Source organism: Marilutibacter maris (assembly GCF_003233695.1).
GTDB lineage: Bacteria > Pseudomonadota > Gammaproteobacteria > Xanthomonadales > Xanthomonadaceae > Marilutibacter > Marilutibacter maris.
Map to the genome: position 1 here is coordinate 485,269 of NZ_CP029843.1, position 20,869 is coordinate 506,137.

Genomic DNA, 20,869 nt, shown 5'->3' on the forward strand with positions numbered 1-20,869 from the left:
CAACGCCAGGTGATGTGTCAGTTGCGGGTCAAAGTTCCCTGCTGCGTGATGAACGTCACGCAAGTTACCGTAGCCAAAGGAGAAATTTCCTTATCCACATTGACTGTGGATAACTCTGTGCATGCCGTGTCGGCAGATCGGCGTAACCCCATTGCAACAAGCCTTCCCGCCAGCTTGGCTAAAAAATAGCCACCGCCATATTTCCCTTTTGTATCAATGGCTTGGCCGTGAAACATTAGCGACATCCAAGGCCGTAGGTTTGCCCCCACCAGGCAAGTGACGCTTTCTTTACTGCTGTGCACAACCGCATGGAGGGCGTAAACCCCGCCCCGCCTTGCGGAGCACGGAATACGTCGATGTCAAGCCTGAATCGGCGACCCTGTCACATGCGTCAGCGGGTTCTCCGACCGGGGGCCCGAAACCGCGCCGTCGGGCCGATCCGGGCTTGCCGGTGCAGTTCAGCGGCGCGTGGCTATGATGCCCGCACGAGGGCCGTCGGCCGTCGATTTCCCCCGCAGACCTCCGCCGCCCGACCCGTGTCCGACCGCGCACGCCGCGAACCCCGCCCCGCCTCCGCCGCACTGGCCGCGTTCATGCGTGGGGTCGAGCGGCGGGCGGCGGTGCTGGCCGAGCTCCAGGCCGGCGATGCCGCGATCGGCGATGCCGCAGTCGAGGCCGCGCTGTACGCATTCCGCTCCGAGACCGACTACCTGTCGATGAACGAGTGGCCGCAGTGCTTCTGGGCGGTGCTGCTGGCGCAGCCTTCTCTGCAGCGGCATGTCGGGGTCTCGATCGCACTGGAGGCGACCGATCGCCTGGCCGAGCTCGGCCATGGGCCGCGTGCCGCGGTGCTGCTGCATATGGCCGCGGGACTGGGCGAGGACGATGCCGCCCGGGTCATGGGCATCAGTCCGGCCAGCTACCGCCTGGCCCTGCACAAGGCGATGGCCGATCCCGGTGGCGGGCTGTCCGGGGAGCAGGTATGGCTGCAATTGCGCGAGCAGGTGCAGCGGCGTATCCGCGGCCTGTCGGAGGCGCGCCAGTCGCGCCTGGCCCAGGCCCGCGAGACCGCCTTGGCGGGCGCCCTGCCCGAACCGGCGGCGGAAGCGCCAATGCCCCGCGTCGAGCCCCGGCCGTCGCCGTCGCCGCGTCGCCGCGGCCTGATCGCACTGTTGTGGCTGTTGCTGGCGCTGTGCGCGCTGGCCTTCGTCGCCACGTTCTGGTGGCCATTCCGGGGCCTGGGGCCGTTCGCCTCGTGGTCGCCGGCCATCGACGGCGCCGTGCGGGTCGAGCCGCTGCCGGCCGCCGAACCGCCGGCGCGGACCTACGACGGGGTCGCCGCGCTGGTCGCGCACCCCGACTTCGAACGCCTGGCCGACCCCGAAAATGCCGCGATCGCCGACGATCTGGCGTTCTACAGCTGGCTCGCGGCGGAGGCGGACGGGCCCCCCGATCCAATGCTGCCGACCCTGGAGGAGGGTGGGGGGCACGCGGTTCCCGGGCCGGACGAAACGTCCAGTGGCCCCGAAACGGATACCGGCGATGCGCTCTAGCAGATCCTGGCCGGGACTGATGGCGGTGGCCGGGATCGTGGCCGTCGGGGGCCTCGCGGGCATCCCGACCCTGGCTGCGACGCCGTTGCCGGACGGCACGGCGGTCTCCACCGCGACGCCTGTCGATCACGACGATCGCGCCGCCGAGGCGGTCGCCATGACCGCGGTCGCGCCGGTCTCGTCAGTATCGTTGGACGCCCTGCCCGCGCCCCTGGCCGAGCTGTTGTCGCGACTGCCGGAAGCCGACGCGATGCGCCTGCGCCGGCACGCGGTGCGTTGGCAGGCGTGGTCGCCGCCGCAGCGCGCGGCCTTTGCCGAGCGGGTCGCGGGCTGGGACGCCCTGGACGCGGATACCCGCGGCGGGCGCCGCGAGGCCTGGCACGCCTGGCAGGCGCTGCCGGAACCCCAGCGCGAACGGCTGGGCGAGATGGCGCGCGGGTTCGCGCAGCGACCGGAAGCGGAGCGCGCCGAGCTGCGCAAACGCTTCGCCGCGCTGCCGCAGGAACAACGCCGGGGCTGGCTGCTGGGACCGGCGCTGGGCGCCGACTATCCGCGGCTGCACCCGCTGCTGGCGCAGCTTCCGGCCGAACAGCAGGCGCCGTTGCTGGACGTGCTGCACTCGATGAGCGCGGCCCAGCGCCGGCAGTTGGGCGTGCTGGTCCAGCGCACTCCGCCGCAGGCGCGCGACGCCCTGCGCCGGGAGTTGATCGCGACACCGGGCGAGCGCCTGCAGCAGTGGTTGTGGGAGCGGCTGGAGCGCTGAGCCGCGGTCAGTCGCCGGCAGGAGGCGATACCGCCATGACCCGCCGGGAGGCCACGAAACGGCCGCCGAAGCGCGCCAGGCCGTCGGCGCGCATGCGCGGAGCGTGTTCGCGCAGATAGTCCTCCAGCGCGGCCGTGTCGCGCAGCCGGTACTGCACGCACAGCGCGACTCGGTCGCCCGCCGGTTCCGGATCGACGACATCGAACACCTGCGCGCCGAGGAAACCCGGCAGCGCGCGGATCTCGGCCACGTGCGCGTGCAGCCAGGCCCGGAAGGCATCGATCGCCGCCGTCTCGACATCGAGGTTGACCTCGTAGACGACGCCGCGGTCGCGGTCGGTCATCGGCATGCGCTCATACCGGCTTCGCCAGCGCGGCGATGAACATGATGCTGGCGGCGAAGGCGAGCAGGAAGCAGTACACATAGCCCAGGGCGATGAACTTGATCGTGGTCATCAGCCAGCCCTGGCGATAGACGCGCTTCTGCATCAGCAGCAGGTAGATCGGCATCCAGCACAGGATCGCGATCGCGACCAGGCCGATTCCGCTCGACAACCAGCCCGCCACGCCCGCGAGCGCGTTGCCCAGCGCGCTGAGCAGGAAGGTCGCCGCCAGCGCCAGCAGCAGGAAACAGTGGCTGTAGAGCGCGACCACCATGTGCTCCAGGTACAGGCGGCGCTTGAACAGGTAGGCGAGCTTGAGCAGCAGCGCGAACACCGGCACCAGCAGGAACAGCGCCGACGGCAGCGAGGCCATGAAGGCCTGGAAACCCAGCTCCGGACGCTCCCAGAACCGCTTGCCGTTGGCCATCGCATAGCCGAGCTTGCGGTTGACCCAATCGTTGGCGAACTGAGGCAGCCAGGCGATCCGGACCGGGTTGAGCCTGGGATCGAAGGCCTCCGAGTCGCTGGTGAACAAGGGGCCTTCCCATTCCACCCCGTCGTCAGCGGGCGTGGCCTCGCCGCTTGCGCCGGTGTCTTCGGGCTCCGTTGCCTCCGCTACGGCGGTGGCCGGGGCGGCTGCCGCGGCTGGCGCCCCGGCGGCGTCGGCGGGCGCCGCCTTGTCCGCCTTGCGGCGCAGCTGTTCGATGCGGTTGTCGGCCTCGCCGCGGATCCGGACCTCGCCGGCGATCATCGTCGCATCCAGGCCCGGGATCGGCGCTTCCCGGGCGAACGCCTCGCGGGCCTGGGCGAACTCGGCCAGCAGCCGGTCGCGCTCGCGTTCGACCTCCTCGACCGTCGCCGCATCCGAGATGCCCGAGATGTCGATGTCGGTGACGCCGGGCACGGACGCGCCCTTGGCCTGGCCAGCCTCGCGGTTGTTCTCGACGTGGATCGTCGCCGCGCCGATGAAGAAGGTCAGCACGCTGAGGATCACGAACAGTCGCAGCGGCGGGATGTAGCGCACCCGGTGCCCGGCCAGGTATTCGACCGCGGTCTTGCCCGGCGACATCAGGTCGCGCAGGGTGCGGAACACGCGCCCGTCCAGGTGCCAGAACGACTCGAACACCTCCTCGATCGCGTGGGCGACGTGGCGGACCGGGTCGTGGGTGGACTGGCCGCAGGCATGGCAGTAGTGCCCGTGCAGCGGGGCATCGCAGTTCGCGCACAGGCCGTGTTCGGGCAGCGGCGGGACGGCATCGGCCGGGGAGCCGACGATTTGATCGGTCATGGCGGTTGCGCGCTCGCCGCGCACCGGTTCAGGAAATCGCGGCTAAGATAGCCGCCTGCCGTGACCCGGCGCCAGCGCGCGACACCCGATCGCTGCCGGCCGAAGTCGCCAAACGGTGCTTCCATGTCTTCCACCCCGCCTGCGCGCCCGCCATTTGGCCGGGAGGTGCGCGCCTCCGCGATCCTCGCCGCGCCGCTGGTGCTCGGCCATCTGGCCACCGGCCTGATCAGCTTCGTCGACAGCGTGATCGCCGGCCACCACGGTACCGACACCCTGGCCTCGGTCTCGGTCGGCACCGCCATGTTCTGGCTGCCGGTGATGATCCCGATGGGCACCCTGATGGCGTTGCCGGCGGCGGTCTCGCAACTGGACGGCGGCGCCCGCCGGCACGAGATCGGCGCGCTGTTCCGGCAGGCCTTGTGGCTGTCGGTCGGGCTCGGCCTGCTGCTGTTCGCGTTCATGACGGTGGCGACGGCGGCGCTGGAACCGATGGGCATCGCCGCCGGCATCCGCCCCGGCGCCGAGGCCTTCCTGCGCGGCATCCGCTGGGGCGTGCCGGCGCTGACCCTGTACCTGTGCATGCGCTACCTGTGCGACGGCCTGCACTGGACCCTGCCGACGATGCTGTTCGGGTTCGGCGGGCTGCTGTTGCTGGTGCCGATCGGCTACACCCTGACCTGGGGCCTGTTCGGCCTGCCCGAACTCGGCGCCGGCGGCCTGGGCCTGGCCTCGGCGGCGATGATGTGGGCGCAGGCGCTGGCGTTCGCGCTGTACCTGTGGCGTTCGCCGCGGTTCGCCCAGCTGAACCTGTTCGAGCGCTTCGACGGCCCCGACTGGCCGGCGATCCGGGGACTGCTGGCGACCGGCCTGCCGGTCGGGGTGACGGTGGCGATGGAGGGCGGCCTGTTCATCACCACCGCCCTGCTGATCGGACGCCTCGGCGAGATCCCGGCGGCCGCGCACCAGATCGCGATCAATGTCGCCGCGCTGTGTTTCATGATTCCGATGGGGCTGGCCGAGGCGACCACGGTGCGGGTCGGCCATGCGCTCGGTCGCAGCGATGCCTCCGGGGTGCGCCGCGCCGCGTTTGCCGGCTACACGATCATGCTCGGCACCCAGCTGGGCTCGGCCTTGCTGCTGCTGGCGGGCAACGAGTTCGTGGTCGGCTTCTACACCGCCGATGCCGCGGTCGCGGCGCTGGCCGCCAGCCTGCTGCTGTACGCGGCGGCGTTCCAGTTTCCCGACGGCATCCAGGTGCTGTCGGCCGGCGCCCTGCGCGGACTCAAGGACACCCGGGTGCCGATGGTGCTGGCCGCGATCGCCTATTGGGGCATCGGCATGCCGCTGGGCGCGGGGCTCGGCCTGGGCCTGGGCTGGGGGCCGAAGGGCATGTGGATCGGTCTTATCGCCGGGTTGAGCTTCGCCGCGGTGCTGTTGTCGAGCCGTTTCCTGCGGGCCAGCGCGCCGCAACGGCTGAAATTGCCCGCAACCGGCGCCTGATGCCCCGATCGCAGGGGTGACGTTAGGCGGATGAACCGGCGGTCGCGGTCGGTTAGGCTGGATGCCTGATCCAGGAGTCGCGTCACATGAACCAAGCATCCCGCCAAAGTCCCGTCGTCCGCTTCTTCATCGGTCTCTGGGACGCGATGAATTTCACCCGGCGACTGATTTTCAACATCCTGTTCTTCGGCTTCCTGCTGATGCTGCTGATCGTGATCGGCCGCGGCGACGGGCAGGCCCCGCTGCTCGAGCGCACCGCGCTGGTGATCGCGCCGGAGGGCGCCCTGGTCGAGCAGTACAGCGCCGATCCGCTGTCGCGGGCACTGGCCCAGAGCATGGGACAGGAGCAGGGCGAGGTGCAGCTGCGCGACCTGCTGCTGGCGCTGGATTCGGCGGCCAAGGACAAGCACATCGAACGCGTGGTGCTGCGCCTGGACGGCCTGGGCGGCGGCGGCATGGCGTCGCGGCGCGAGCTGGCGGCCGCGATCGCGCGGGTGCGCGAGAGCGGCAAGGAAGTGCTGGCCTTCGGCGCGGGCATGGGCCAGGGGCAGTACCAGGTCGCCGCGGAGGCCAACGAGGTCTACCTGGATCCGATGGGCGCGATGATGCTCGAGGGCCTGGGCCGCTATCGCACCTATTACCGCGAGCTGCTGCAGGAGAAGCTCGGCGTCGACATGCATCTGTTCAAGGTCGGCGAGTACAAGTCGGCGGCCGAGCCGTTCGTGCTCGACGCCGCGTCGGCCGAGGCCAAGGAAGCCGATCTGTACTGGATGAACGACCTCTGGCAGCGCTACCTGGCCGATGTCGCCAAGGCGCGCAAGCTCGATGCGGCCGCGATCGCGCAGGACATCGAGCAGATGGATGTCGGCATCCAGGCCGCCGGTGGCGACCTGGCCCGCTATGCGCTGGACCAGAAGCTGGTCGACGGTCTGAAGACCCGCGAGCAATTCGACGACATGCTGGTCGAGCGCGGCGTCGCCGACGAGGATGCCGAGGGCGGTTTCCGCCAGATCGCGCTGGCCGACTACCTGGCCCGCGTCGATCGCAGCGCGCTGGCCGCGGTCGATCCGCGTCCGCAGGTGGCGGTGATCGTCGCCGAGGGCGAGATCACCGGCGGCGAGCAGCCGCCGGGCAGCATCGGCGGCGACTCGACCTCGACGCTGCTGCGCCAGGCCCGCGACGACGAGAAGGTCAAGGCGGTGGTGCTGCGGGTGGATTCGCCCGGTGGCGAGGTGTTCGCCTCCGAGCAGATCCGTCGCGAGGTGGTCGCGCTGAAGGACGCCGGCAAGCCGGTGGTGGTGTCGATGGGCGACCTGGCCGCGTCCGGCGGCTACTGGATCAGCATGAACGCCGATCGCATCTACGCCGATCCGTCGACGATCACCGGTTCGATCGGCATCTTCGGCATGTTCCCGACCATTCCGCGCGCGCTGGACAAGATCGGCGTGCACAGCGACGGCGTCGGCACCACCCGCTTCGCCGGTGCGTTCGACATCACCCGCGAGCTGGCGCCGGGCGTCGGCGAGGTCGTGCAGGCGGTGATCGACAAGGGTTATCGCGACTTCACCGGTCGCGTCGCCGAGGCGCGCAACAAGCCGGTCGAGCAGGTCGACGAGGTCGCCCGCGGCCGGGTCTGGAGCGGCGCGCAGGCCAAGGAGCGCGGACTGGTGGATGCCTTCGGTGGCCTCCAGGACGCGATCGACGATGTCGCCAAGCGCGCCGAACTGGGCGAGCGCGACGACTACGGCGTGCGCTACATCGAGAAGCTGGCGACCCCGTTCGAGCGCTTCTTCATCGACCTGGCGCAGGCCCGGATCGGCCAGGCGCTGCTGAAGGATTCCAGCCTCGCCCAGGCCCTGCTCGGCGAGCGCCTGCCGCAGATGGCCGGCGACCTGCGCTTCCTCGAGCAGTCGGCGCGCCCGAGCGCCGGCGTGCCGGTGAAGTCGCTGGCGCACTGCTTCTGCGGACTGTAAGGCCCGCCATGCGGCGCCCGTAGCGGCGCCGCAAACCGCGATCCCCGGGCTGTTGCCCGGGAATCCCCAAAGTTTGCTGCGCAAACCCTGGGCCCCGCCGTTGCGCTTCCACACCCCCATTCGCGCCTACGGCACGAATCGCCCCCTGACTTAGGGGGGAACGATATCCGGCTGCGCGCGGATATCTCCCAAAGTTCGCTGCGCAAACCCTGGGCCCCGCCGTTGCGCCTCCACACCCCCATTCGCATCTGCGATGCGAATCGCCCCCTGACTCAGGGGGGAACGATATCCGGCTGCGCCCGGATATCTCCCAAAGTTTGCTGCGCAAACCCTAGGCCCCGCCGTTGCGCTTCCACACCCCCATTCGCGCCTACGGCACGAATCGCCCCCTGACTCAGGGGGGTTGGGCCATGCTTTCATGGCGTAGGAGCGGCGTGAGCCGCGATGGGGACTTGCCGGGAAGGGCCGGGGTCGCAGCTTACGCAGCTCCTACGAAGCCTGTTCCGGAGCGCATGAGCACGCAGCCAGGATCTCCCGGTGGAGCGGCGAGCGGCATTGCTCAATCGGTTGCCGCGTCGATCGCCTCGCGCTGTGCGTCGGCGGCATCCTGCACCGCCTGCTCGGCCGCCCTGGCGCGTTCGATCGGGGCCTGGATGGCATCGCGCATCGCCGTCGTCCCGCCGTTGTCGGCGGCTTCGACCTGCGGTTCCGGCGGATGCTCCTTGTCGGGCACCCGTGGCTTGCCGCAAGCGGCGAGCAGGGCGAGCAGCAGGCCGGTCGCGAGCGCGGCCGCGCCGGTGGTCTTTGCGGTCATGGCTTCCTCCGTCGCTCCCGGCCGATGCCGGTGGTGTCGGCGCTATGCTACGTCGGGACGACGCCATGAACAGCCGCGAGGCGGCCACCGGCGTCGCGATCCACGACATCAGGACCACGGGACACAGGCATGGACCCTCGACGCTGGCGGCTGGACGGACAACTCGCGCTGGTGACCGGCGGCAGCGCCGGGATCGGCCGCGCGATCGCGCGCGAACTGTTGGGCTTCGGCGCCGACGTGCTGATCGCCGCCCGCGACGCGACCGCGCTGGACTCGGCGCGCGACGAACTGGTCGAGGACTTTCCCGATCGCGAGATCGCCGGCTTCGTCGCCGATGTCGCCGACGACGAACAACGCCGCGCGCTGTTGGACTGGGTCGAGGACTTCGGCGACGGCCTGCACATCCTGGTCAACAATGCCGGCGGCAACCTGACCCGGCCGGCCACCGAGTACGCCGACGACGAGTGGCGCTCGATCTTCGAGGTCAACCTGTTCTCCGCGTTCGAGCTGTCGCGTTACCTGCACCCGATGCTGGCCCGCCACGGCGCCGCCAGCATCGTCAACATCGGCAGCGTGTCCGGCACCACCCACGTGCGCACCGGCGCGCCCTACGGCATGAGCAAGGCCGCGCTGCACCAGATGACCCGCAACCTGGCGGTCGAGTGGGCCGAGGACGGCATCCGCGTCAACGCGGTCGCGCCGTGGTACATCCGCACCCGCCGCACCTCCGGCAAGCTGGCCGACCCGGACTACCTCGACGACGTGCTGCTGCGCACCCCGCTGGGCCGCATCGGCGAGCCGGAGGAGGTCGCCGCCGCGGTCGCCTTCCTGTGCCTGCCGGCGTCGGGCTACATCACCGGCGAATGCATCGCGGTGGACGGCGGGTTCCTGCGGTATGGGTTCTAGGGCTTGACGCATGCGATTGCAGTCGGCTGCTTCTTTGCAACCCGCGCATCGCCCATTTGAAAGGCACGCAGGAAGTGCGTGGGCCGGTTGCGGCCTGATTGCCTTGCTGGGCGCCTGGACTTGATTTCACCAGGGCAGGAGGAAGCGAAGCGTCATGAAGGCACCCAGGGACAAGAATGGCTCGCCCGTCGCCGTGGGGATGCGCGTCCGTCTGCTGGGCCTATCGGCGCAGTGGCTGGACGATCTGTCCGACGATGAGAAAGCCGGCCTCCTGTCGATGGTCGGAGAGGTCTTCGAGATCGAGGAGATCGACGAATACGGACAACCCTGGGTACGGAAATTCTGGTTCGATGAGGACGGCGAGGCCTGTGCCTTTCATTCCATCGGACTCGAAGCGCAGGAGATGGAAGTCGTGGATGCGGCGGTGGTGGACGAAGATCGCTGATCTGCGGCCGCGCGTCCTGGGTGCCAATACCGATGGCGCCTGTCTCGCAACGGCATGCGCTCGCGGTACTAGGGGCTGGGCTCGTCCATGTCCTCCACAAACACGCGCATGCCGTCGCGATTGAACTCCTCGCTCATCAGCGCGACCAGGCCGCCCAGTCCGCGCTCGGCGGCCTGCGAGTCCGGGGTCCATCGCACCAGCAGCTGATAGCGGTCGCCGTCGACGGCCTCGACCAGCAGCAGATAGCCGTCCTTGCCGAATACCTCTTCGCCCGGCGGCAGCGCCCAGAACCCCTGCTGTTCCAGCCGTTGTTTCAGCGCGCTCAGCTCATCGGCGGAAACCGCGCTTTCGCGCACCACGGCGATGCGCCGGTCCGCGCGGTCATCGGCCGGATCGTCGAGCACGATCTGGCGCCGCAATCCCTGGCCGCCGGTCGCCTGGTAGCGGACCGCGAGCGGGTCGCCCCAGGACGGGTCGTACAGCATCCGCAGCGCGAACTGCCCGTCGTCGCCGGACGCGGCCAGCACCGGCTCGCCCATCTCGGCGAGCAGGCGGCCGAAGCGCATCCGGTCCGCCGGCTCGAGGACGCCCTCGGGGAAGTAATCGCGCGGTGGCGTCAGCCGCCGCGATTCCAGCCACAGCGCGCCGGTCAGGAGCAGCAGGCCGAGGACCAGCGCCGCCAGCACGAACGCGGCGACCCGCAGCTGGGGGGCGAAGCGGGCGTCGTCCCGTGTCGGCGCGTGGGGGCCTGGCGCACGCATCGTCCTAGTGGCAGCCGCTGTCCTTGAGCACGCCCTCGATCCGTGCGATCTCGACGCGGGTCGCGGCCGGGTCGTCGCTGCGCGCGAACACCAGCTTGGCCTGCTCGTCGCGCAGCCGGCGCAGCCAGGCCTCGCACAGTTGCTCGGCCGGCACCGCCGCGCAGGTGTCGGTGACCACTTCGCAGGCGCTGCCCGCGCCGAATCCGGCCTGGCCGCCGATGCCGGTGGTGCGCAGCGGCATGCAGCGGGTCGGCGGTTCTTCGGCTTCGCTGTAGTAGAGGTCGTTGTCCCAGCTGCGGCAGGCCTGCAGCGGCGGAGGCGTGGGCGCCTCGACCGCGGTGTCGGCGTCGGCGTCAACGACCGGCTCGCGCTCGGCCGAGGGCGTGCCCGAATCGAGCAGTCCGAATCCGGGCGCGTCCTTGATCGAGCCGATGTCGTCGCTTTCCACGGTCAGCGGGACCGGGCGCAGCAACGGTTGTCCGGGGGCCGGCAGGGCCGGTTCCACCGCCGCGGCCGGTGCCGGAGGCGGTGGCGCCGGTCGCGACTCGGGCGGCGGCAGCTGCCATTCCGGCTCCGGCAGCGAGCGCCGCGGTGGCGGCTGCGGCGGCGCGCTGGGCAGTTCGCCGACGACCTGCTTGCGCTCCTGGGTGCCGGGCGGGCACGGCGTGCCGTTCTGGATCGTCAGGTTGCCGTCGGCGTCGGTGCAGCGGTACAGCACGGTCTGGGCGTGTGCGGCGGGGGCCAGCAACGCGGCGGCCAGCCATGCGGCCATCACGGCCGGGGTCGCGGCCCGGATCAGGTTCAATCGCATCGGTCAGTGGTTCCGGCAGTCGTTGGCCAGGCGCGCGTCGATCCCGCGTTGCTCGCGGACGATCTCGGTGCGCTCGCTCTGCAGCGCGCTGTTGTAGCGGCGATCGAGCGCGTAGCGGCGGTCGCGCAGGCGGTCGCAGACCTCCTGTTGCGGCAATGGATGGCAGGCGTCGCGGACCCAGGTGCCGGCGGAATAGCCGGCCGCCGTCGGGTGGCGGCGGCCACGGACGGCATGGTCGATGCTGATGCGGCCGTCGACGCGGCCGTCGTGCACGCCGATGTCGGCGCGGAACTCGCCGCCGCTTCGCCGGTAGGGTGCCACCGCCGGGTAGCCGAGCGTCCACAGCGGCACCCAGCGCGGATTGCCCTCTGCGGTGTCGCTGGTATAGGTCTCGCCGTCCGGGGTCACGCACTCGTACATCGGTCGTGGTGGCTGCAACACCACGGTCTGCACGACCGCGGGGGCGGCGGGCGGCGACGGCGGGGGCGCCGGAGCCACGGGCCGGGGAGGCGGGTCGACCGGTCGCAGCATGGTCTGCACCTGTTGTCGCTCGCCGCTGGCGCAGGGCGTGTCGCGCAGGCTCAGCCGGCCCTGTGCGTCGGTGCAGCGGTAGATGACGACGTCCTCGGCCAGCGCCGCGCATGGCAGGGCGGTCGCGGCCGTCGCGGCGAGCACCGCGGGCAGCAGGACAGCGCAACGATGGCGGCATACCGGACGCATGCCGCCATCTTGCGCCCGCGCGCGCCGCGACGGAAGGGCGCGGCGGCGGAAACGTGACCCCGCCTATTCGACGCGGCGCAGTTCGATCCGCATGGTCCGCCGTTCGTCGCCGTCGTGGCTCTCGAACATTTCGATCACGTGGTGGTCGGGGTCGACGATCCGCACGGTCTCGCGGACCTGGACCATCTTGCCGGCCTGCATCGGGTCGGGCCATGCGCCGGTATAGGTATAGGTCTTGCTGGCCTCGTCGTAGTCGCCGCTCATCACATAGGTGCCGGTCGACATGTTGTCCATCCAGACCGCGTTGTAGCGTCCGGACACGTTGTCGTAGCCGGTCAGGCTCATGCCTTCGAACGGCGCGCCCATCATCTGGCCGCTGTAGTCCATGCGGATCTGGCGGCCGCCGAACATCGCCTTGGAGGTCGCGCTGGCGGTCTCGGTCATCGGCGGCGCCGACGGGTCGGTCCAGAACTGGGTGGTCGAGGTCCAGTCGCCGACGAACTGCTCGGCCAGGCGGGCGTGCTGCGGCCCCGGCGCGGCGGCCTTGGCCCAGGCCTCCATCATCGCCTTCTGTTCCTCGCTCATCGCGGCGGTGGGGTCGGCGGCCGGCTCCTGGGCGAAGGCGGGAATAGCCACGGTGGCGATGGCGAGCGCGCAGCTCAGCATCGTGAGGCGGGTCTGCTTCATCGTCGTGCTCCTGTGCGTGGTGCGATCGCCGCCGGACCGGCGGCCGCCCACGAGGCTACGCCGATCGTGTGCGGTCGGCATGACGCGCTGCCGCAGAGCGTGGCCCCGCGGTGCGGGGCACGCGCGCGGTCTCAGGCGCGCAGCAGGCGGTTGTCGCGGGCGTCGCGGATCGAGGTCGGTGCGGTCATGCCGCCGGTCTCGCCGGGGGCGATCGCATCGACGCGTTGCAGCAGCGCCGGGTCCAGCGCGTCGCGCAGGAATGCCGGGGGCAGGCCGGCGAGGTTGGCGCTGGTCGACACCAGGGGGCCGCCGAACGCGTCGCACAGGCCGATCACCGACAGGTGCGCGCTGACCCGCACCGCGACGCTGTCGTGATCGCCGGTGATCCAGCGCGGCACCCGTGCGCTGGCCGGGACCACCCAGGTATTGGGGCCGGGCCAGCTGGCGCGGACCGCGTCTCGCTGCGGCGGCGACAACCCGTCCCAGTCGATCAGGCCGTCGAGCTGGGCGGGGGTCGAGGCGATCAGGATCAGTCCCTTGTCGACCGGCCGCTGCTTGATGTCGAGCAGGCGCATCACCGCGGCCTGGTCGAACGGGTCGCAGCCCAGGCCCCAGACGGCCTCGGTCGGGTAGGCGATGACGCCGCCGCGGCGCAGCGCGTCGACGGCGGTGGTGAGTTCGGGCAGTACGGACATGCCGCCAGTCTGTCAGCTGGCGGCGGTGCCTGTCATGTGGTCGCGCCCCGGCCTGGGCCGGGGCGGTTCAGCGAACGCTCGGCGCTCAGTATTCGAGCCAGGCGTCCTGCCAGTTGGAGCCGGTGCCGGGCGCGTAGTGGGCCGGGCTGTTGATGTTGCACCAGCCACCCTGCGGGAACGGACGGCAGGCGTACAGCTTGCCGTCGCTGCCCTTGACCACGGTCTGTCCGGGCACGTACTGGCCCAGGCCGTCGGGGTAGACGTAGTCGTAGTCGCCCGGCGGCGGCGGGTCGGACGGCAGCTGGATGTCGAGCTGATGGCTGCGGTCGTCGCCGTTGAGGTAGACATGGTTGCCGGTGGCCGACTCGATCGGGGTGATCACGCCGTTGTCGAGCACGCCGATGCGGGCGAAGCCGGCGCGCGCGTTGACCTGCTCGCCGACATGGCGCGGCCAGCCGGTGGTGGTGCCCTGGCCGGTGCTGTCGATCGTGGTCTCGATACGCTCGGCGTCGCTGCCGTCGGCGTTGAACACGCGCAGGGTGACCGTGGTGCCGACCGGCAGCGGATTCTGTGCGATCAGCGCGCCGGCATCGCGCCACTGCGGCGGCGGGGGCGGATCGCCGCCGCCGGCGAACTTCACGTCCATGCAGGTGTAGAACGCCTCGGTCGAGTCCGAGCGCTGCCAGGTGTTGTAGATCACGTGGCGGCCGCTGCGCTGCGGCAGGGCGCAGCTGAGGAGGTAGTTGCCGTCGGCCGACAATGGGGTGTTGCCGACCCGGCAGAACTCCTCCAGGTCGGACCACTTCAGCACGCTGTTGGGGTCCCAGCCGTCGCGGGTCACGTAGAACACCCAGTCGCGGGTCGCGTGCGGCGCCGTGCCCTTGAACTGGAAGGTGTAGCGGCCGTCGGCCCCGGGCGCGATGTCGCTGGCCTGCCAGTCGTCGCGGACCAGGTCGAGGCCGCGGAAGGTCGGGTTGTTGCCGCTGCACAGTTTGCCGTCGGGCACCACCGCCTGATGATTGCCGTCGGCGTTGGCCTGGTTGATGCCCATCCAGTCGTAGAAAAGTTGCGGGCCGGCGACCTGCCAGGCGGCGCGGCAGGCCGGGTCGGTCGGGTTCTCGCGGTTGCCCTGGGCGCAGGCGTAGATGCGGCTGACCGGTTTGACCATGGTGCCGTGGGCCCGGGCCTGTTGCGCCGGCAGTGCCGACAGCAACAGGCCGGCGGCGATCAGTTGGATCGCGAGCGGGCGCAGGGCCGGTCGCGGGCGCGGTTCGGGCGTGGTGTGGGGGGCAAAGCGGGTCTTCATGACGGCGTCCCTCGTTGGATGTCCTGTCCGGACGGAGCTTCTCGGGACGCAAGTTAGACAACGATGTCATCAAGAACCGTGACCGGGCCGATGATTTGGTCTCTCTCGACCGGATTCATGTCTCAAATGTATATATCAAATAGATTGTCTTGCTTTGTCCATAATGGACATTACGGGACATCCAGAAGCCCTCGCGACGATCGGGTGGGCGGTTGGCTCGGAGGTGTGGAAGACGTGCGCATTGCCGTGTTCCAATACATACCAACCGTATGGTATGTTCGACCCATGCCCAGACCCACCAAGCAATCGCCGGAGCGCGGCAACGCGCGCACACGCCTGCTGGAGGCGGCGCGGGCGCTGGTCCGCGCCCAGGGGTTCGCGGCGACTTCGGTCGACGAGTTGTGCCGCCATGCCGATGTCACCAAGGGCGCGTTCTTCCATCACTTCGGCAGCAAGCAGGCACTGGGGGTCGCGGCCGCCGAGTTCTGGGCCGAGACGACGAGCGGGTTCTTCGCCGCCGCGCCTTATCACCGGCCGGACGATCCGCTGCAGCGGGTGCTGGCCTATGTGGCGTTCCGCCGCGCGATCATCGTCGGCGAGCCGGCCGAGTTCAGCTGCCTGGCCGGCACCCTGGCGCAGGAGGTCCACGCCAGCGCGCCGGACATCCGCGATGCCTGCGGGCGCAGCATCTTCGGCCATGCGGCGACGCTGGTGGCCGACATCGAGGCGGCACGTCGGGCCCGCGGCATCGATGCGGACTGGACCGCGGAGAGTCTGGCCCGGCACACCCAGGCGGTGATCCAGGGCGGCTTCGTGCTGGCCAAGGCCGGCAACGACCCGGAGCTGGCGCGGGAGAGTCTCGACCACCTGGATCGCTACATCCGCCAGCTGTTCCGGATCACCGGGGAGGACGCGACATGAGCGAGGGCACCCGGCTCGCCTGCGCCTGCGGGCAGACCCGGCTGGCGCTGCAAGGCGCGCCGATCATGGTCACCGAATGTCTGTGCACCAGTTGCAGGGCGGCGGCCGAGCGGCTGGCGCTACTGCCCGGCGCGACCGCCATCCTCACCCCGTATGCGGCGACGCCGTGCGCGGAGTACCGCAAGGACCGGGTGCGGGTCGCGGCCGGCGCGCGGCATCTGGGCGAATTCAGGCTGTCGGCCGACGCGGGCACGCGCCGGGTGATCGCGACCTGCTGCAACACGCCGCTGTTCCTCGAACTGAAGGGGGCGCACTGGCTGAGCCTCTATCTGCACCTGTGGCCGGAGGCGACACGGCCGCGCCCCGAGCTGCGCACGATGACCGGCGATCTGGGCGACCGCTCGGCGCTGCCGGACGACATCCCCAACCTGAAGACCCATACGCCGCGCTTCTTCGCCAAGTTGTTCGCGGCCTGGGTCGGGATGGGATTCCGCAATCCGAAGATCGAGGTGATGGAGAAGGTCGATGCCTGACGACAAGATCGAGATCGAGAACATCAACACGCCCGGACGCACCGGGCGGGTGAACCGGGGCAAGTACCTGGCGATGCGCGACGCCCTGCTCGCGGTGCTGCCGGACCGGGCGCCGGGCATGACCGTGGCCGACGCGAAACAGGCGCTGCTGCCGCGCCTGCCCGAGGCGCTGTTCCCCGGTGGCAGCACGGCGGGCTGGTGGCTGAAGGCGGTGCAGTTGGACCTGGAGGCCAAGGGGCGGATCAGGCGGGCGGTGCTGAAGCCGCTTCACCTGTACCGGGTCGCCGACTAGGGCGCAGCCACCGCGATCGCCCCGCCATCCCGTCGCCGCGGCCGCAAGCGGCGGCGGCATGGAAGGGGCCGCTCGATGGCGGCCCCGTCGTGTCGCGCGAACCCGGCGCCGACGAGCTCAGTCGTCGGCCTTGCCTGCGCTCTTGCCGGCGACGGTCTTCTTGCTCGCTTTCTTGGCGGCTTTCTTGGCCGGCGCCTTCTTTGCCGCCTTCTTGGTCGCTTTCTTCGCGGCCTTCTTCGCCGGGGCCTTCTTGGTCGCGGTCTTCTTCGCCGCCTTCTTGGCCGGAGCGGCCTTCTTGGCGGCCTTCTTGCCGAAGCGCCCGCGCGCCGGCTTGCCGGTCTCGGCCAGCAGCTGCTGCGCCTCCTCCAGGCTCAGCGAGGCCGGTTCGCGATCCTTGGGGATCTTGCCGTTGAGCTTGCCGTCGCTGATGTAGGGGCCGAAACGGCCGTTGAGGACCTGGATGTCGTGGCCGTCCCACTCCTTGATGATGCGGTTGCGGGCGATCTCCTCCTTCTCCTCGATCAGGAACACCGCGCGGTCGAGCTCGATCGTGTACGGGTCGTCTTCCTTCTTCAGCGAGGCGTAGGTGCTGCCGCGCTTGGCGAACGGGCCGAAGCGGCCGATGCCGACGCTGACCGTCTCGCCGTTGGACTCGCCGAGCGTGCGCGGCATCTTGAACAGCTCAAGCGCCTCCTCGAGGGTGATCGTGTGCATGCTCTGGCCGGGGCGCAGCGAGGAGAACTTGGGCTTCTCCTCGGCGTCCTCGGCGGTGCTGCCGAGCGCGGCGTAGGGCCCGAACCGGCCCAGTCGCACGCTGACCGGCTTGCCGGTCTTGGGGTCGGTGCCCAGCTCGCGCGCGCCGGTGGCCTCGCTGCGGTCGACCGACTCCATCTTGTCGGCGACCATGTCCTTGAACGGGCCCCAGAACTTCTCCATCAGCGGCACCCATTCCTCCTCGCCGCGGCTGACCGCGTCCAGCTCGTCCTCCATCCGCGCGGTGAAGTCGTAGTCGACGTAGCGGGTGAAGTGGGTCGAGAGGAACTTGCTGACCGCGCGGCCGACGTCGGTGGGGCGGAAGCGCCGGCTTTCCAGCTCGACGTACTTGCGGAACAGCAGGGTCGCGATGATCGAGGCGTAGGTCGACGGCCGGCCGATGCCGTACTCCTCCAGCGCCTTGACCAGCGAGGCTTCCGAGTAGCGCGGCGGCGGCTCGGTGAAGTGCTGGTCGGCGTGGATGCGCTCGAGCGGGATGCGGTCGCCCGGCTGCATCTGCGGCAGCTTGCGGCCCTCGTCGTCGTCGTCCTTGCCCTTGGTGTCCTTGCCCTCCTCGTAGACGGCGAGGAAGCCGGGGTCGATCACGGTGGTGCCGGAGACGCGGAACGCGTGCTCGTTGCCGGCGGCCATGTCGACCGAGACCGTGTTCAGGGTGGCCGGGATCATCTGACAGGCGACCGTGCGCTTCCAGATCAGCTCGTACAGGCGGCGGCCGTCGTCGTCGAGGAAGCGCGCGACCTGGGCCGGCGTGCGCAGCGCCGAACTCGGGCGGACCGCCTCGTGCGCCTCCTGCGCGTTCTTGGACTTGGTCTGGTAGGTGTTGGGCTTGTCGGGCAGGGCGTGGGTGCCGAAGTCGCGCGCGATCACGTCGCGCAGTTCGGTCAGCGCGTCGGCCGACAGGTTGACCGAGTCGGTACGCATGTAGGTGATCAGGCCGACCGTGCCCTCGTCGCCGAGGGCGACGCCCTCGTACAGCTTCTGCGCGACCTGCATGGTCCGCTTGGTGGTGAAGCCCAGCTTGCGCGAGGCCTCCTGCTGCAGGGTCGAGGTGGTGAACGGCGGCGCCGGGCGGCGCTTGCGTTCCTTGGAGGTGACGTCGGTGACCTGGAGCACGCCGCCGGCGGCCTTGACCAGGCGTTGGCGCGCGGCCTCGGCATCGTCGGCGTTGGTCAGGGTGAACTGCTCGAACTTCTTGCCATCGAGCTTGATCAGGCGCGCGGTGAAATCCTGCTTGGGGTGCCGGCACTCGGCCTCGACCGACCAGTACTCGCGCGCCTTGAACGCCTCGATCTCCTCCTCGCGCTCGACGATCATCCGCAGCGCGGGCGACTGCACGCGGCCGGCGGACAGCCCGGCCTGGACCTTGCGCCACAGCACCGGCGAGAGGTTGAAGCCGACCAGGTAGTCGAGCGCGCGGCGCGCCTGCTGGGCGTCGACCAGCGGCTCGGAGATGTCGCGCGGGTGGTTCATCGCCTCCTTGATCGCGCGCGGGGTGATCTCGGTGAACACCACCCGCTGCAGGCTCTTGCCCTCGAGCAGGCCGCGCTCGGCCAGGATCTCGGCGATGTGCCAGCTGATCGCCTCGCCCTCGCGATCCGGGTCGGTCGCCAGATACAGGGCTTCGGCGGCCTTGGCGGCCTTGGCGATCGCGGCGACGTGCTTCTCGTTCTTGTCGATCAGGTCGTAGCGCATCGCGAAGCCGCGGTCGGGGTCGACCGCGCCTTCCTTCGGCACCAGGTCACGGACGTGACCGTAGGAGGCGAGGACGGTGAAGTCCTTGCCGAGGTATTTGTTGATCGTCTTGGCCTTGGCGGGCGACTCGACGATGAGCAGATTCTTGGCCATGCGGCGACTCCACGGGGCGGCATATGAACGGCGGTCAGGCCCCGCACGTGTATACAGCAAAGAAGGCGACGCCCGCGGCAAGGCCGCGGGCGCTGGGGGATGTTCCTTATTAATAGTGGAATCATGCCAGGGGCGATGCTGTCAAGCACGGGGGCCCCGGCAGGCCGCGGACGGCGGCAGTTCAGACACCGGCGGCGCGCTGGGTGAAGTCCTGGTAGGCCGGCAGCGCGATCGCGAGCAGGACGACCGCGTAGCCCACCACCATCAGCGCGGCCAGCGAGATGATCACGATGGTCACCGCGCCCAGCTCGCGCCGCTGCAGCTGCGGTGAGGCGGTATAGGCCCAGCGGTCGACCACCAGGGTGCCGGCGACCATGTCGTGCAGGCCGCGCTTGCGGTCGGTGAAGGCGGCCATCACGTAGCCGATGTAGATCGTGAAGTAGCACAGCATGTGCGATGCCCAGCGGCCCAGGGCGCGGCCGCGGCTGAGCCGGCGCCCGCCGTCGTCGGTGACCTTGATGCCGATCGCCATCTTGCCCAGCGTGGCCTGCTTGGACGAGGATTCGAAGCCGACGTAGTAGAGCGCGCTCAGCAGCGGATAGGCGAGGTAGATCACCGCCATCAGGCCGAAGAAGCCGCCAATCGACGATGGGTCGCCGCCGCCCATCGCGCCGAGACCGACCCCGAGCGCGATCGTCGCCACGATGACGATCATGTAGTAGACGATGCCGATCAGGAAGTTGTCGATCGCCAGGGCCGCGAAGCGCTTCCAGAAGCCGGCGTAGACGACCTCGCCGCCGGACTGGAAGTCGTCGTGCTCGGTCAGGTGCGAGGCCGGCGGTGCGTAGGGCGAGGTCGGCGGGGCGCTGGGCTCGACGACCTCGTAGGGATTGGCGCCGTCGGCGAGGGTGGCGGGGGTGGCTGCGGCTCCGGCGGCCATGGCGACCGCGGCGGGCGCCTGCTCCCGGGCCGGCTCGGGCAGGACCTCGGTCCAGACACTGCGCCAGCGTTGCCAGTTGTCCATGCCATCGCGCCAGACCAGGGTGTCCGGTCCGATCCGGCCGTCACGGTGCAGTCCGGCAAGGGTGTCGGTATCGACCGGGCCCTGCCGGCGGTTCATCGCGTCGCTGTAGTACCACTGGCTCATCGTTGTCGTATCCATCCGGTTCCGTTGTGGTGGCGGGCCGCTCAGTAGGCGTCCGCGTCGTCGTCGCGGCAGTGCCGCGGCAGGCGTCCGTGCTTGAGGCTGTCGCTGCCGCACCGCCAATCCCAGTCGTTGTCGCCGTCGATGCCGGAGCGCGCCTCCAGCAGCAGGGTGCTGCCGTCGATCGAGGTTCCAGTGCCATCGAATTCCAGCTCCAGCGCGCAGTGGCCGTTGTCGCCGAACGGGCCGGCGTGGATCGCGGCCAGGCCGTTGCCGGCATAGTCCTCGGCCTCGCCCAGGCCGCCCTCGCCATTGAGCGGGCAGCGGCCTTCGCTCGCGGCAAAGGCGGCGACGTTGGCCTTCAGCGGTTCGGCGACGATCAGCGCCTGCGCCACCCGGGCACGGATCGTGTAGTCCTGGTAGGCCGGGATTGCGATCGCGGCGAGGATGCCCAGTAGCGGCACCAGCAGGACCGCGCCGATGATCGCGACGATCGCGCAGCCGGACAGGCCCGTGCGCGGGGCGGGCGCCGCGCCGGGCAGTGGCGGCGGCACCGCGGCGCCGCCGGCGGCGTCGAGCCCGAGTTCGTCCATCAGCTGCGACAGCGGCTGCCACTGGCTCATCCCTTCGCGCCAGGCGAGGGTGTCGGCGGCCAGTTCGCGGCGCTGCCAGGCCTCGCGCAGACGGTCGCCGTCGAGCGGGCCGACCTGGCCGCGGGCCGGGTCGTTGTAGTACCACTGAGTCATCGATTTCCCC

The 20,869-nt window shown here is 70.2% G+C and carries 22 protein-coding genes; 9 read left to right on the forward strand and 13 right to left on the reverse strand.

Translation table 11 applies throughout. The features are described from left to right. Positions 1-17: 17 nt before the first annotated feature. A complete protein-coding gene (locus C9I47_RS17410; protein ID WP_145985403.1) occupies positions 18-236 on the reverse strand; it encodes a hypothetical protein in 219 nt (72 codons plus the stop codon). A gap of 300 nt (positions 237-536) precedes the next feature. On the opposite strand from C9I47_RS17410, the gene C9I47_RS17680 reads away from it, so the two are divergent. Together C9I47_RS17680 and C9I47_RS02140 are read left to right on the forward strand one after the other, a co-directional pair. Next, positions 537-1,553 carry an RNA polymerase sigma factor sigma-70 region 4 domain-containing protein gene (locus C9I47_RS17680; RefSeq protein WP_190238576.1) on the forward strand — a complete coding sequence of 339 codons (1,017 nt, stop codon included), beginning with the start codon at positions 537-539 and terminating at the stop codon, positions 1,551-1,553. Continuing rightward, on the forward strand, positions 1,543-2,316 hold the full coding sequence (locus C9I47_RS02140; RefSeq protein WP_190238577.1) for a DUF3106 domain-containing protein: 774 nt from the start codon (positions 1,543-1,545) through the stop codon (positions 2,314-2,316). Before C9I47_RS17680 ends, C9I47_RS02140 begins: the two co-directional genes overlap by 11 nt. A 7-nt stretch (positions 2,317-2,323) precedes the next feature. Here the strand turns inward: C9I47_RS02140 and C9I47_RS02145 are convergent, their stop codons facing one another. Both C9I47_RS02145 and C9I47_RS02150 read right to left on the reverse strand, forming a co-directional pair. Next, positions 2,324-2,659: a DUF4286 family protein gene (locus C9I47_RS02145; protein ID WP_190238578.1), complete on the reverse strand. Its 336-nt coding sequence runs from the start codon at positions 2,657-2,659 to the stop codon at positions 2,324-2,326. Between the two features lie 10 nt (positions 2,660-2,669). Continuing rightward, a complete protein-coding gene (locus tag C9I47_RS02150; RefSeq protein ID WP_111265279.1) occupies positions 2,670-3,986 on the reverse strand; it encodes a DUF3667 domain-containing protein in 1,317 nt (438 codons plus the stop codon). Between the two features lie 123 nt (positions 3,987-4,109). Between C9I47_RS02150 and C9I47_RS02155 the strand changes: the two genes are divergently transcribed. Then, entirely contained in the window at positions 4,110-5,486 is a 1,377-nt protein-coding gene (locus C9I47_RS02155) for an MATE family efflux transporter (protein ID WP_111265280.1), read from the forward strand. Positions 5,487-5,572: 86 nt separating this feature from the next. Beyond that, positions 5,573-7,459 (forward strand): signal peptide peptidase SppA, encoded by a 1,887-nt coding sequence (gene sppA / locus C9I47_RS02160; protein WP_111265281.1) that lies wholly within the window; start codon positions 5,573-5,575, stop codon positions 7,457-7,459. A 559-nt stretch (positions 7,460-8,018) separates the two neighbouring features. On the opposite strand, the gene C9I47_RS02165 is transcribed toward sppA, so the two are convergent. Continuing rightward, positions 8,019-8,273 (reverse strand): hypothetical protein, encoded by a 255-nt coding sequence (locus C9I47_RS02165; RefSeq protein ID WP_111265282.1) that lies wholly within the window; start codon positions 8,271-8,273, stop codon positions 8,019-8,021. 129 nt (positions 8,274-8,402) lie between these two features. Here C9I47_RS02165 and C9I47_RS02170 point away from each other — a divergent pair, with 129 nt between their 5' ends. Continuing rightward, entirely contained in the window at positions 8,403-9,179 is a 777-nt protein-coding gene (locus C9I47_RS02170; RefSeq protein ID WP_111265283.1) for an SDR family oxidoreductase, read from the forward strand. A 154-nt stretch (positions 9,180-9,333) separates the two neighbouring features. Then, positions 9,334-9,624: a hypothetical protein gene (locus C9I47_RS02175; protein ID WP_111265284.1), complete on the forward strand. Its 291-nt coding sequence runs from the start codon at positions 9,334-9,336 to the stop codon at positions 9,622-9,624. A 68-nt stretch (positions 9,625-9,692) separates the two neighbouring features. Here C9I47_RS02175 and C9I47_RS02180 read toward each other — a convergent pair whose 3' ends face one another. The 6 genes from C9I47_RS02180 to C9I47_RS02205 form a co-directional block, all read right to left on the reverse strand. Continuing rightward, positions 9,693-10,385 (reverse strand): hypothetical protein, encoded by a 693-nt coding sequence (locus tag C9I47_RS02180; protein WP_111265285.1) that lies wholly within the window; start codon positions 10,383-10,385, stop codon positions 9,693-9,695. Positions 10,386-10,389: 4 nt separating this feature from the next. Beyond that, positions 10,390-11,196 (reverse strand): DUF4124 domain-containing protein, encoded by an 807-nt coding sequence (locus tag C9I47_RS02185; RefSeq protein WP_111265286.1) that lies wholly within the window; start codon positions 11,194-11,196, stop codon positions 10,390-10,392. A 3-nt stretch (positions 11,197-11,199) separates the two neighbouring features. Then, positions 11,200-11,916 carry a DUF4124 domain-containing protein gene (locus C9I47_RS02190; protein WP_190238579.1) on the reverse strand — a complete coding sequence of 239 codons (717 nt, stop codon included), beginning with the start codon at positions 11,914-11,916 and terminating at the stop codon, positions 11,200-11,202. A gap of 63 nt (positions 11,917-11,979) precedes the next feature. Beyond that, positions 11,980-12,603 carry a DUF1579 domain-containing protein gene (locus C9I47_RS02195; RefSeq protein ID WP_170288259.1) on the reverse strand — a complete coding sequence of 208 codons (624 nt, stop codon included), beginning with the start codon at positions 12,601-12,603 and terminating at the stop codon, positions 11,980-11,982. Positions 12,604-12,734: 131 nt separating this feature from the next. Next, positions 12,735-13,298, reverse strand: coding sequence for a Sua5/YciO/YrdC/YwlC family protein (locus tag C9I47_RS02200; RefSeq protein WP_111265288.1), 564 nt, complete (start codon positions 13,296-13,298; stop codon positions 12,735-12,737). Positions 13,299-13,383: 85 nt separating this feature from the next. Further along, positions 13,384-14,604, reverse strand: a complete 1,221-nt coding sequence (locus C9I47_RS02205) for a lytic polysaccharide monooxygenase auxiliary activity family 9 protein (RefSeq protein ID WP_111265289.1) — start codon at positions 14,602-14,604, stop codon at positions 13,384-13,386. A 285-nt stretch (positions 14,605-14,889) separates the two neighbouring features. Between C9I47_RS02205 and C9I47_RS02210 the strand changes: the two genes are divergently transcribed. Genes C9I47_RS02210 through C9I47_RS02220 form a run of 3 tightly spaced genes read left to right on the forward strand, consistent with a single transcriptional unit; the run spans position 14,890 to position 16,350 of the window. Then, a complete protein-coding gene (locus C9I47_RS02210; RefSeq protein ID WP_111265290.1) occupies positions 14,890-15,525 on the forward strand; it encodes a TetR/AcrR family transcriptional regulator in 636 nt (211 codons plus the stop codon). Continuing rightward, positions 15,522-16,058 carry a GFA family protein gene (locus C9I47_RS02215; protein WP_111265291.1) on the forward strand — a complete coding sequence of 179 codons (537 nt, stop codon included), beginning with the start codon at positions 15,522-15,524 and terminating at the stop codon, positions 16,056-16,058. The genes C9I47_RS02210 and C9I47_RS02215 overlap by 4 nt, the downstream gene beginning before the upstream one ends. Next, complete coding sequence (locus C9I47_RS02220; protein ID WP_111265292.1) at positions 16,051-16,350, forward strand: DUF6958 family protein; 300 nt, start codon at positions 16,051-16,053, stop codon at positions 16,348-16,350. The genes C9I47_RS02215 and C9I47_RS02220 overlap by 8 nt, the downstream gene beginning before the upstream one ends. 117 nt (positions 16,351-16,467) lie before the next feature. Here the strand turns inward: C9I47_RS02220 and C9I47_RS02225 are convergent, their stop codons facing one another. The 3 genes from C9I47_RS02225 to C9I47_RS02235 all read right to left on the reverse strand — a co-directional run bounded on the left by C9I47_RS02225 (position 16,468) and on the right by C9I47_RS02235 (position 20,859). Then, positions 16,468-18,969 carry a DNA topoisomerase I gene (locus C9I47_RS02225; RefSeq protein WP_111265293.1) on the reverse strand — a complete coding sequence of 834 codons (2,502 nt, stop codon included), beginning with the start codon at positions 18,967-18,969 and terminating at the stop codon, positions 16,468-16,470. A gap of 181 nt (positions 18,970-19,150) precedes the next feature. Further along, positions 19,151-20,116, reverse strand: coding sequence for an RDD family protein (locus C9I47_RS02230; RefSeq protein ID WP_111265294.1), 966 nt, complete (start codon positions 20,114-20,116; stop codon positions 19,151-19,153). Between the two features lie 41 nt (positions 20,117-20,157). Further along, the gene (locus C9I47_RS02235; protein ID WP_111265295.1) at positions 20,158-20,859 is read right to left on the reverse strand and encodes a GYF domain-containing protein; all 702 of its coding nucleotides are present in this window, start codon (positions 20,857-20,859) and stop codon (positions 20,158-20,160) included. Between the last annotated feature and the right edge of the window lie 10 nt (positions 20,860-20,869).

Bases quoted from the DNA above. Each gene is read 5' to 3' on its own strand.
- C9I47_RS17410 (WP_145985403.1), bottom strand. From the start codon at position 236: ATGTTTCACGGCCAAGCCATTGATACAAAAGGGAAATATGGCGGTGGC.
- C9I47_RS02140 (WP_190238577.1), top strand. From the start codon at position 1,543: ATGCGCTCTAGCAGATCCTGGCCGGGACTGATGGCGGTGGCCGGGATC.
- C9I47_RS02145 (WP_190238578.1), bottom strand. From the start codon at position 2,659: ATGACCGACCGCGACCGCGGCGTCGTCTACGAGGTCAACCTCGATGTC.
- C9I47_RS02150 (WP_111265279.1), bottom strand. From the start codon at position 3,986: ATGACCGATCAAATCGTCGGCTCCCCGGCCGATGCCGTCCCGCCGCTG.
- C9I47_RS02155 (WP_111265280.1), top strand. From the start codon at position 4,110: ATGTCTTCCACCCCGCCTGCGCGCCCGCCATTTGGCCGGGAGGTGCGC.
- sppA (WP_111265281.1), top strand. From the start codon at position 5,573: ATGAACCAAGCATCCCGCCAAAGTCCCGTCGTCCGCTTCTTCATCGGT.
- C9I47_RS02165 (WP_111265282.1), bottom strand. From the start codon at position 8,273: ATGACCGCAAAGACCACCGGCGCGGCCGCGCTCGCGACCGGCCTGCTG.
- C9I47_RS02170 (WP_111265283.1), top strand. From the start codon at position 8,403: ATGGACCCTCGACGCTGGCGGCTGGACGGACAACTCGCGCTGGTGACC.
- C9I47_RS02175 (WP_111265284.1), top strand. From the start codon at position 9,334: ATGAAGGCACCCAGGGACAAGAATGGCTCGCCCGTCGCCGTGGGGATG.
- C9I47_RS02180 (WP_111265285.1), bottom strand. From the start codon at position 10,385: ATGCGTGCGCCAGGCCCCCACGCGCCGACACGGGACGACGCCCGCTTC.
- C9I47_RS02185 (WP_111265286.1), bottom strand. From the start codon at position 11,196: ATGCGATTGAACCTGATCCGGGCCGCGACCCCGGCCGTGATGGCCGCA.
- C9I47_RS02190 (WP_190238579.1), bottom strand. From the start codon at position 11,916: ATGCGTCCGGTATGCCGCCATCGTTGCGCTGTCCTGCTGCCCGCGGTG.
- C9I47_RS02195 (WP_170288259.1), bottom strand. From the start codon at position 12,603: ATGAAGCAGACCCGCCTCACGATGCTGAGCTGCGCGCTCGCCATCGCC.
- C9I47_RS02200 (WP_111265288.1), bottom strand. From the start codon at position 13,298: ATGTCCGTACTGCCCGAACTCACCACCGCCGTCGACGCGCTGCGCCGC.
- C9I47_RS02205 (WP_111265289.1), bottom strand. From the start codon at position 14,604: ATGAAGACCCGCTTTGCCCCCCACACCACGCCCGAACCGCGCCCGCGA.
- C9I47_RS02210 (WP_111265290.1), top strand. From the start codon at position 14,890: ATGCCCAGACCCACCAAGCAATCGCCGGAGCGCGGCAACGCGCGCACA.
- C9I47_RS02215 (WP_111265291.1), top strand. From the start codon at position 15,522: ATGAGCGAGGGCACCCGGCTCGCCTGCGCCTGCGGGCAGACCCGGCTG.
- C9I47_RS02220 (WP_111265292.1), top strand. From the start codon at position 16,051: ATGCCTGACGACAAGATCGAGATCGAGAACATCAACACGCCCGGACGC.
- C9I47_RS02225 (WP_111265293.1), bottom strand. From the start codon at position 18,969: ATGGCCAAGAATCTGCTCATCGTCGAGTCGCCCGCCAAGGCCAAGACG.
- C9I47_RS02230 (WP_111265294.1), bottom strand. From the start codon at position 20,116: ATGAGCCAGTGGTACTACAGCGACGCGATGAACCGCCGGCAGGGCCCG.
- C9I47_RS02235 (WP_111265295.1), bottom strand. From the start codon at position 20,859: ATGACTCAGTGGTACTACAACGACCCGGCCCGCGGCCAGGTCGGCCCG.